This is a genomic window from Streptomyces sp. ICN903 (assembly GCF_022015835.1).
GTDB lineage: Bacteria > Actinomycetota > Actinomycetes > Streptomycetales > Streptomycetaceae > Streptomyces > Streptomyces fenghuangensis.
In genome coordinates this window covers 1-8,442 of sequence record NZ_JAKMAY010000090.1, presented here as the reverse complement: position 1 = coordinate 8,442, position 8,442 = coordinate 1, and the positions used below count along the sequence as shown (strand labels likewise).

General features: G+C 74.4%; 10 protein-coding genes. 8 read left to right on the top strand and 2 right to left on the bottom strand.

Annotated elements, in window-relative coordinates:
- Nucleotides 1–52: 52 nt before the first annotated feature.
- Complete coding sequence (locus tag L7D48_RS12025; protein WP_237879254.1) at nt 53–1,816, bottom strand: MFS transporter; 1,764 nt, start codon at nt 1,814–1,816, stop codon at nt 53–55.
- 359 nt (nt 1,817–2,175) lie between these two features.
- Between L7D48_RS12025 and L7D48_RS12020 the strand changes: the two genes are divergently transcribed.
- Both L7D48_RS12020 and L7D48_RS12015 read left to right on the top strand, forming a co-directional pair.
- Nucleotides 2,176–3,288 (top strand): mannosyltransferase family protein, encoded by a 1,113-nt coding sequence (locus L7D48_RS12020; protein WP_237879252.1) that lies wholly within the window; start codon nt 2,176–2,178, stop codon nt 3,286–3,288.
- A 252-nt stretch (nt 3,289–3,540) separates the two neighbouring features.
- The gene (locus L7D48_RS12015; protein WP_237879250.1) at nt 3,541–4,608 is read left to right on the top strand and encodes a phosphatase PAP2 family protein; all 1,068 of its coding nucleotides are present in this window, start codon (nt 3,541–3,543) and stop codon (nt 4,606–4,608) included.
- A gap of 126 nt (nt 4,609–4,734) precedes the next feature.
- On the opposite strand, the gene L7D48_RS12010 is transcribed toward L7D48_RS12015, so the two are convergent.
- Nucleotides 4,735–4,950: an I78 family peptidase inhibitor gene (locus L7D48_RS12010; protein WP_237879248.1), complete on the bottom strand. Its 216-nt coding sequence runs from the start codon at nt 4,948–4,950 to the stop codon at nt 4,735–4,737.
- 306 nt (nt 4,951–5,256) lie between these two features.
- Between L7D48_RS12010 and L7D48_RS12005 the strand changes: the two genes are divergently transcribed.
- The 6 genes from L7D48_RS12005 to L7D48_RS11980 are packed head-to-tail and all read left to right on the top strand — an operon-like array spanning nt 5,257 to nt 8,417.
- A complete protein-coding gene (locus tag L7D48_RS12005; RefSeq protein ID WP_237879246.1) occupies nt 5,257–5,580 on the top strand; it encodes a gas vesicle protein in 324 nt (107 codons plus the stop codon).
- Between the two features lie 34 nt (nt 5,581–5,614).
- Entirely contained in the window at nt 5,615–6,040 is a 426-nt protein-coding gene (locus L7D48_RS12000; protein ID WP_206348242.1) for a gas vesicle structural protein GvpA, read from the top strand.
- Nucleotides 6,037–6,804: a GvpL/GvpF family gas vesicle protein gene (locus tag L7D48_RS11995; protein WP_237879244.1), complete on the top strand. Its 768-nt coding sequence runs from the start codon at nt 6,037–6,039 to the stop codon at nt 6,802–6,804. Before L7D48_RS12000 ends, L7D48_RS11995 begins: the two co-directional genes overlap by 4 nt.
- Nucleotides 6,805–6,810: 6 nt before the next feature.
- Nucleotides 6,811–7,068 carry a gas vesicle protein GvpG gene (locus L7D48_RS11990; RefSeq protein WP_237879243.1) on the top strand — a complete coding sequence of 86 codons (258 nt, stop codon included), beginning with the start codon at nt 6,811–6,813 and terminating at the stop codon, nt 7,066–7,068.
- A 1-nt stretch (nt 7,069) separates the two neighbouring features.
- Nucleotides 7,070–7,753 carry a hypothetical protein gene (locus L7D48_RS11985; protein ID WP_237879241.1) on the top strand — a complete coding sequence of 228 codons (684 nt, stop codon included), beginning with the start codon at nt 7,070–7,072 and terminating at the stop codon, nt 7,751–7,753.
- On the top strand, nt 7,746–8,417 hold the full coding sequence (locus tag L7D48_RS11980) for a hypothetical protein (RefSeq protein ID WP_237879239.1): 672 nt from the start codon (nt 7,746–7,748) through the stop codon (nt 8,415–8,417). Before L7D48_RS11985 ends, L7D48_RS11980 begins: the two co-directional genes overlap by 8 nt.
- Nucleotides 8,418–8,442 lie beyond the last annotated feature (25 nt).

The following is an 8,442-nucleotide window of genomic DNA, read 5'->3' as shown; positions in this document are numbered from 1 at the left end:
GAGCTGGACACGGTGGCCTCCGGCTGGGGATCTTCGAGGGTCGCGCCCGACGTTACGGCCGGGTAATCCCGCTGGACAAGAGGGGGCCGCCCGGCTGCCCGGGCAGCTCGGCGGGGCCGGGGGAGGCACAGGACCGTGCCGGGGCGGCGCCGTCCCGGTCCGTGCGGTCCGCCCGGTCGGGCTCCTTCGGCGGCCTCCGGCCGGAGCCCCCGTCCTGTCCCGGGGCGCCCATCGCGCGCGGCAGCCTCAGCGCGGCCAGCGCGCCGAGCAGCAGGAGGCCCGCGCTGACCAGCAGCGCCACGTGCAGTCCGTGGACGAACGACTCCCGCGCCGCCTCGCGCAGTGCCTGGCCGGCCGGTCCGCCGAGCCGTTCGGCGACCTCGTACGCCGCGCCCAGCGAGTGGGCGGCGTCCTCCCCGGCCGCCTCCGGCACACCGGCCGCCCTCCGCACCCCGGGGGCGTAGGCGGCGTTCATGACGGTGCCCAGGACCGCGATGCCCATCCCCGCGCCGAGCTGGTAGGCGGTCTCGCCGATCGCCGCGGCGCCGCCCGCCTGGTGGGCCGGGGCCTCGTTGAGCATCGACTCGTACGCGCCGAACAGCGTCGTCTCCAGCCCGAAGCCCAGCACGACGAAGCCGCAGACGAGCAGGGCGGGCTCGTCACGCAGGCCGACGCCGGTCAGCGCCAGCACCGCGGCGGCGGTGAGCAGGAAGCCGACCAGCACCATGACGCGCGGCCCCAGCCGGCGCAGCATCCGGGAGCCGGCCAGCCCGGCGGCGATCGCGGCGAGGCTGAGCGGCAGCAGCCGCAGCCCGGTCTGCAGGGGGGAGAGCCCGAGGACCAGCTGGAGGTACTGGGCCGCGATCAGCGCCAGACCCACCAGTGCCAGCACCGTCAGCACGATGCAGGCCACCGCCGTGCCGAAGGTGGGCCGGGCCAGGGTCGCGCAGTCCACCAGGGGGTGGCGGCGGCGCAGCTGGCGGCGTACGAAGAGGGCGAGCAGGGCCGCGCCCAGCACCAGCGGCACCAGCGTGCCCGGGTGGAGCGCCTCGCCGCCGCCCGCCCGCTTCACGCCCAGGATCAGCGCCCCCAGCCCGGCGGCGGCCACCAGGGCGCCGACCACGTCCCAGGGGCCGTCGCGGTCGCCGGTGGACTCCGGCAGCAGGCGGCGTCCGAGCGGGATGCACAGCAGCATCAGCGGGATGTTGATCAGGAAGACCGAGCCCCACCAGAAGTGCTCCAGCAGGAGGCCGCCGACCAGCGGTCCCACCGCTGCGCCGACCGCGGCGACCGCGCTCCACACGCCGATGGCCAGCGCCCGCTCGCGGCGGTCGGGGAAGACCTGGCGCAGTATCGACAGGGTCGCGGGCATGATCATCGCGCCGCCGACCCCCAGCAGGGCGCGCGCCGCGATCAGCACCTCGGGGGTGTGCGCGTACGCCGCCAGCGCCGAGGCCGCGCCGAAGACGGCGTAGCCGCACAGCAACACCCTGCGCCGCCCGACCCGGTCGCCGAGGGTGCCGAAGAGGATCAGCAGGGAGGCGCAGACCAGCGGGTAGGCGTCGACGATCCACAGCAGCTCGATGGCGCCGGGCCGCAGCGCCTGGGAGACGGCGGGGACGGCGACGTGCAGCACCGTCGCGTCGACGGCCACCAGGAGCAGGCTGGCGCACAGCACGGCCAGCACGGTCCAGCGGCTCGCGCCGCCGCCCGGTGCGGGGGAACCGCCGCCGGGGCCGGCCGTTCCCGTCCGTCGCGGTCTCTGCCGGGGGACGTCCGCCGCCCTGGTGGCTCCGGCCGTGGTCGTCCCGGACATGTACGCACCTCCTGTAGCGCTCGCACCGCCGCCGGGGGGAATGCCGGGACGCCGGGGGAGCGTCCGGCCCGGTGTGGAGGGTCGAGTAGTGCGTCAGCGTACGCGAGTCCTCCGGACGGTCACGTGGCGCGCCTCACGTTGACGCCGGTCCGAAACCCATCTCATCACTTCGCCCCGGCCCTATAGCCTCCTCGTTCATGCCCGCAAGCGATCTGCTGCCCCCCTCTCCCCCGCCGCGGGGGTCCGAGACCCCGCCGCACGGCCCGCCGGCGGCCGTCATCGGGCGCCGGCCCGGCCCCGGCCGTGCGGGCGGCGCCGGCCGCCCGACTCCGGCGCCGCCCGTGCGGACCGCGCCGCCCGTGCGGTCCGCCGGCCGGGCCCTGCGGTACGCGGCGCCCGCGCTGCTGGCCTACGCGGGGGTGCGGGCGCTGGGCCTGCTGGTGCTGGCCGGGTGGGCGGCGGCGGAGGGCGAGAGCGCGCACACACTGCTGTCCGCACGCTGGGACTCCCTGTGGTACGCCCGGATAGCCGAGGACGGCTACGGCTACACCGCCCGCCTGCCGGACGGCGGCACCCATCCCGACCTCGCCTTCTTCCCACTGCTGCCCGCCCTGGAGCGGGCTCTGTCCGCTCTGTCGGCGCTGAGCGCGCCCGACGCCGGGCTGGCCGTCAGCGCCGTCTCCTCGCTGTCCGCCGCCGCCGCGCTGTTCGCGATCGGCGACCGTCTCCACGGCAGACGGGCGGGCGTCACGCTCGTCGTGCTGTGGGCCGCGCTGCCCGTCGGGATCGTGCAGTCGATGGCCTACAGCGAGTCGCTGTTCACGGCCCTGGCCGCCTGGGCGGTGTACGCCGTGCTGACCGGCCGGTGGGTGTGGGCGGGCACGCTGGCGGCCTTCGCCGGGCTGACCCGCCCGGTGGGGGCCGCGGTGGTCGCGGCGGTGTGGCTGGCCGCCGCCGAGCGGTTCCACCGCGAGCGGCGGTGGGAGCCGCGCATGGCGGCCGGGGTTCTCCTCGCCCCGCTGGGCTGGTCCGGTTACGTGGGCTGGGTGGGGCTGCGGACCGGCAGTCCGGTCGGCTACCTCGACGTGCAGGGGCAGTGGGGCAACGGCTTCGACGGCGGTCTGGCCTTCGCCGCGTTCATCGGGGAGCACCTCACCGGATCGGTGATCGGCGGTGTGGGGCTGCTCGCCGGGGTGGCCCTGGTGGTGTGGCTGTACGTGCTGTGCGTGCGGCAGGGGCAGCCGCCGCAGCTGCTGGCGTACGCGGGGACCGTCGTGGTGCTCGCGCTGTGCGCCAAGGGCTACTTCGGCTCCAAGCCGCGGCTGCTGCTGCCGGCCTTTCCGCTGTTACTGCCCGTCGCGGTCGCCCTGGCGCGGTGGCGTACGGCCGCCTCGGCGGCGGTCCTGACCCTGGCGGCGTCCGGCGCCGCGGTGTACGGGGCGGTGTGGCTGCACGGTTCCGGCCCGCCCTGACACGCCCCGGTCCGGTCCGGCGGCGCCCCGGTTAACGGCCGGTGGACCATACCCGTCTTCAAGGAAAAAGAACACACGGCGCAACTTCGATAACAGCTCTGGGGCACGCCGGTCGGAAAATCCGCCGACTTCTCCCGGACGTGGGAAAACAGCCTCTCCGTGTACGGGTGGAAGCCCGTTGCACATCACATAGACATTACGAAGCAGGTGGCCGGTTCGGTGCCGCCGGTCACCGCCTGTAATCTCGTTGGAGTGCGTACCGACCGGATCTTCGCCCGCCTGGAACAGGAGCCAGCGCGGCCGCTCACCCCTCCACCGGGGATGAGCGGCACCCGCAGGGCGCTCTTCTTCACCACGCTGGGCCTCTACGCGGCCATCGTGGCGGCGGTGCTGACCACCTCCCGGCTGGTCCGGCTGGACTGGCAGGTCATGCTCTTCCGCCCGTACAAGCAGTGGCCGGAGCTCCACGCCTTCCTCGACTACTTCGTGGTCCTGGGCCAGCGCGGCCCCACCGCGGTGCTGGTCGCCGCCTGGCTCGGCTGGCGCTCCTGGCGGCAGCGGACGCTGCGCCCGCTGCTGGCCCTGGGCACCTCCCTGCTGTTGCTGAACGTGACGGTGGGTGCGGCGAAACTCGGCATGGGGCGCGAGGGCCCGCACTACGCGAACCGCATAGGCGCCAACGAGATGTTCCTGACAGGGGACATATTCCCCTCCGGCCACACGGCGAACGCGGTGGTCACCTGGGGGATCCTGGCCTATCTGGCCACCACGCCGCGGGCCCGGCGCCGGCTGTCGGTCGTCGCGGCGGTCTTCGCCCTCGGCGTCGGCACCACCACCGTCTACATCGGCACCCACTGGGTCAGCGACGTGCTCCTGGGCTGGGCCTCTGGGCTGCTCATCCTGCTGGCGCTGCCCTGGTTCGAGCCCCTCATCGCCCGCGCGGAGGCGTATCTGCTGGGCCACTGGTACCGCTTCCGGGAAGGTCTCGCGCCCCTGTCGGCGCGTCTGCGCCCCGCCGGAACCCGCGCCCCGGCGATCACCACCCGGCTCGGCGCGAGCGGGGCGTATCCGGTCTCCGGGCCCGAACCGGCCCTGTCCGAACCGGTGCTGCCGGACGCGGCGCTGTGCGAAGCGGCACTGTCCGCCGAATCGCCCGCCGACCTGCCGCCCCGGGCCGGGGAGCCGCGCACCCACCACCCCGCCCACGCGCGGCAGCACGCGGCCCGCTCGGAGCGCTCCCCCGTCACCCCCGCCGGCAGCCGCCGGCCGTACGGCGAGCGCACGGTGTCGCGGACCGCGCCGATGGGACCGCGCAAGTGACGGCTTCGTAGCGCCGGTCCGGCTCCTCGGGGCGGGACGGTACGCACCCTCTTCCCTCCCCGCGGAGCCCGACACGTGCGGTGGCCCCGTCCCCCTCGGCCGAGGGGGACGGGGCCACCGCACGTGTCAGCCCTTCCAGCAGCGGACCACCGCGCCGTCCTCCACCGTGAAGTTCAGCCGTCCCGACAGGTACTCCATGGTGATGACCGCGTCCGGCGGAAGGGACCGCACGGTGGTCCAGCCGCGTTCGCGTGCCTGCCGTTCGGCGGTGGCCACGTCGAGTCCGACGTAGGTCTCGGGGTCGTCGTCCGGTGTCTGCGGGTTCACGGGTGCCGGTGCCATGGCAGCACCGTACGGCGTCGGCGGTACGGCCGGAAGTTCCGGCCCGATCATGGCGGCGTCACATCTGTGTCACAACTCCCCGTGATGCGGGCGCCGTCCGGCCGTGCCGTTCGCACGGTCCGCGCGCGCCGCTCCCGATTCCACCCGCCCCGTTCTCCGGACGCCTTGCGAGGGGATTTCCGGAGGAGTTCTCCGGCCCACTGCGCGGAACACCGGAAGAGGAATTCGAAAAGCCCCTCAATTCCTTTGGGAAACAGGCATGTTTACGGAAATCCTCTCGCGGTATCCGGGATTGAGAGGAGCCCCATGACAGAGAAGAAGACAAGCGACGACAGCAAGCGGACGGCGGAGGACGAAGGCCGCCCCATACCGCTCGGCGAGGCGATGCGCACGGCCCGGTCCGAGTTCACCGACCTCACCGGCCTGCACGCCGAGAGTGTCTCCCGGTTCGAACGGACCGGGGACGGCTGGGCCCTGGAGGTGGAGGTCATGGAACTCGAGCGGGTTCCGGACACGATGAGCCTGATGGCCTCGTACGAGGTGACCCTCGACGAGGCCGGCCACCTCACCGGTTACCGCCGCGTCCGCCGTTACGAGCGCGGCCGGGCCGATTCGTCCCGCCGCGGCTGAGAGCTGCGACACCCGAGAGGAGTGGCTCCGTACCATGACTACGGCAGTTCCCGCACAGCGTTCCACCGGAGGTGGGGGCGGCAGCAGCGGTCTCTACGACGTTCTGGAACTCATCCTGGACCGCGGACTGGTGATCGACGCGTTCGTCCGCGTCTCGCTGGTCGGCATCGAGATCCTGAAGATCGACGTACGCGTCGTGGTCGCCAGCGTCGACACGTACCTGCGTTTCGCCGAGGCGTGCAACCGCCTCGACCTGGAATCCGGGCCCAGGAAGTCGCCCGGTCTGCCCGAGGTGCTGGAGAACGCCACCGAGAGCGGCGCCAGCAGCAAGACCAAGGGTGCCCTGGCCGGGGCCGCCGAGAGCATATCCGACGCCTTCCGCCAGGGCGGTTCCGACGAGGAGGAGTCGGCACCCCGAAGGCGCCGGGCCTCCGCCCGGCGCAAGGAGGAGACGGAGTGAGCGTCTACGTCTACGGAATCGCGCGCTCGGACCACCCGGCGCTGCCCGAGAAGGCGCCCGGCGTCGGCCGGCCGCCGCGCGAGGTCCGGATCGTCCGCGAGGGGGACCTCGCCGCGATCGTCAGCGACTGCCCGGACGACCTGCGGCCCAAGCGCCGCGATCTCCTGGCGCACCAGCAGGTGCTGACCGAGGTCGGCGCCAGGGGACCGGTCCTGCCGCTGCGCTTCGGCAGCCTCTCCGACGACGAGGAGGCCGTGCGCGGGGTGCTCGCGGACCACGCCGCCCACTACATCCGGCAGTTGGAGGAGCTGGACGGCCGCTCCGAGTACAACGTCAAGGCCGTGCACCGCGAGGACGAGGTGCTGCGCCTGGTGCTCTCGCAGGACACCGAGGCGCGGAGCCTGGCGGAGCGCAACCGCGCCGCCGGCGGCGGCTCCCACGAGGACAAGCTGCGCCTGGGCGAGCTCGTGGCGAACGCCGTACGCGAGCGCGAGGCGGAGGACGCCCGGCTGATCGAGGAGACGCTCGCGCCCCTGGCACAGCGGTACGTGCCGGGCCCGGAGGGCTCCGGCTGGCTGGCGAACCTCTCCTTCCTCCTCGGCCGCGACAGGTCCGAGGAGTTCACCGCCGCCGTCGAGGAGCTGGGGCGCGCCAACCCCCATCTGGACATCCGCGCCACGGGTCCGCTTCCGCCCTACAGCTTCGTGGGCCGGCCCGACGAGGCCGGGCGGACCGCCCGGGCCGCGGGCTCGCCCGCGGGGTGAGCCGGCGTGGGGCTGATCGGCGGGATCCTGAAGCTGCCCGCGGCACCGTTCCACGGCGCCGGCTGGGTGCTGCGGCAGGTGGTCGCCGAGGCGGAGCGGCAGTACTACGACCCGTCGGCGATCCAGCGTGAACTCCACGAACTGTCCAGGCAGTTGGACGAAGGCCTGATCGACGAGGAGGAGTTCGACCGCCGGGAGGACGAACTGCTCGACCGGCTGGAGGCCGTGCAGGAGCAGAGACGGCGCAACCAAGGAGACTACTGACATGACGAACCGGTCGGCACTGGCGCTGGCCTTCGCCACGGGCTACGTGGCGGGGCGCAGCAGGATCAAACTGCCCCTCGGCATGGGCGGGGCGCTGCTGGCCAGGCGGCTCGGGGTGGACCCCGGACGCCTCGGCGAGCAGTTCAAGGAGAGGACCCCGCAGCTCGCGGAGGCCACCGGCCGGCTGCGGAACAACGTCAGGCAGGCCGGCAGGGCCGCCACCGGCGCGCTGCCGACCGAGCGCCTGGAAGCACTGACCGGCGGCGTACGGGGGCAGCTCGGCAGGGCGCCGTGGAAGAGCGGCGGCAAGGACGCCTCGGACGCCGAGGATGCCGAGGACGCCCCGGGCGGCTCCGGCAGCTCCGGCAGCTCCGGCGCTTCGGGGAGGAAGCCGCGGGAGAGGTCCGGGAAGGACACGAGCGGCTCGCCGAGCACGGGCGGTTCCCGCAAGGAGTCCGCGGGCTCCGGGAAGTCGGCGGAGAGCGGGCAGGGCGCCTCCCGGCGCGCCCCGGCGAAGAAGACCGCGTCGCGGACCGCCAAGAAGACGGCCTCCGCGTCCCGCAAGCCGGCCGGCGCCGCCAAGAAGTCCACGGGGTCGGCCGGCAAGCAGACCGGCAAGTCGGCCGGGAGCGCCCGGAAGACGACCGGTACGGCCAAGCGCACGGGAGGCTCCGAGCGTGGCTGACGCTGTCGGCGGCCGCCGACAGACCGCCGTCACCGCCGTCACCGCCGTCGTTCCGGCCGCCGGACGCCTCCTGGAGGCGTCCGGCGGCCGGGCCGCGGTGCGGGCCCGGCGCCTGCTGCTCGCCGCCGCCCGCGGGCGGGGCGGGGCCGGGGAACGGGCCGGCGCCGCGGCCCGGCCGCTGACCGTCGGCGAGTGCGTAGAGGTCGGAGTACCGGTCCGCGAGGCGTACGACCGGTGGCTGGACTTCCTGGAGAACGGCGCCGGCGACGAGGCCCCGCGCGGCGCGCGGATCCTGTGGCCCGGGCGCGGCCGGACCGTGCGCGTCACCGACCGGATCCCGGACGACCTCGTCGTATGGGACGCCCGCGACTCCAGGGCGGCGGTCAGGGGCGTGGCCACCTTCCACCAGCCGGCCGGGAACCTGACCCGGGTGCTGGTCGTCCTGGAGTACCGCCCGCGGAGCCTGCCGGAGAGGGCGGCGGGCCTCTGGCACGCCCAGGCCCGCCGCGTCCGGCTGGATCTCGCGGACTACCGGTGCTCGGTGAGCCTGGGCATCGAGATCGACGGCGGCGGCGCGGCCGCCGTCGGTGAGGGCGAGCCCGGAGATCCGGCGGACGAGGCGGACGGGACGGACGGGAGGGGCGGAGCGGACGAGGTCCGGTGACCTCACGGCCCTCACAGCCCCGCCC

Excerpts from the sequence above, each read along its gene's own strand:
- L7D48_RS12025 (WP_237879254.1), bottom strand. The coding sequence starts at position 1,816 with ATGTCCGGGACGACCACGGCCGGAGCCACCAGGGCGGCGGACGTCCCC.
- L7D48_RS12010 (WP_237879248.1), bottom strand. The coding sequence starts at position 4,950 with ATGGCACCGGCACCCGTGAACCCGCAGACACCGGACGACGACCCCGAG.
- L7D48_RS12005 (WP_237879246.1), top strand. The coding sequence starts at position 5,257 with ATGACAGAGAAGAAGACAAGCGACGACAGCAAGCGGACGGCGGAGGAC.
- L7D48_RS12000 (WP_206348242.1), top strand. The coding sequence starts at position 5,615 with ATGACTACGGCAGTTCCCGCACAGCGTTCCACCGGAGGTGGGGGCGGC.
- L7D48_RS11985 (WP_237879241.1), top strand. The coding sequence starts at position 7,070 with ATGACGAACCGGTCGGCACTGGCGCTGGCCTTCGCCACGGGCTACGTG.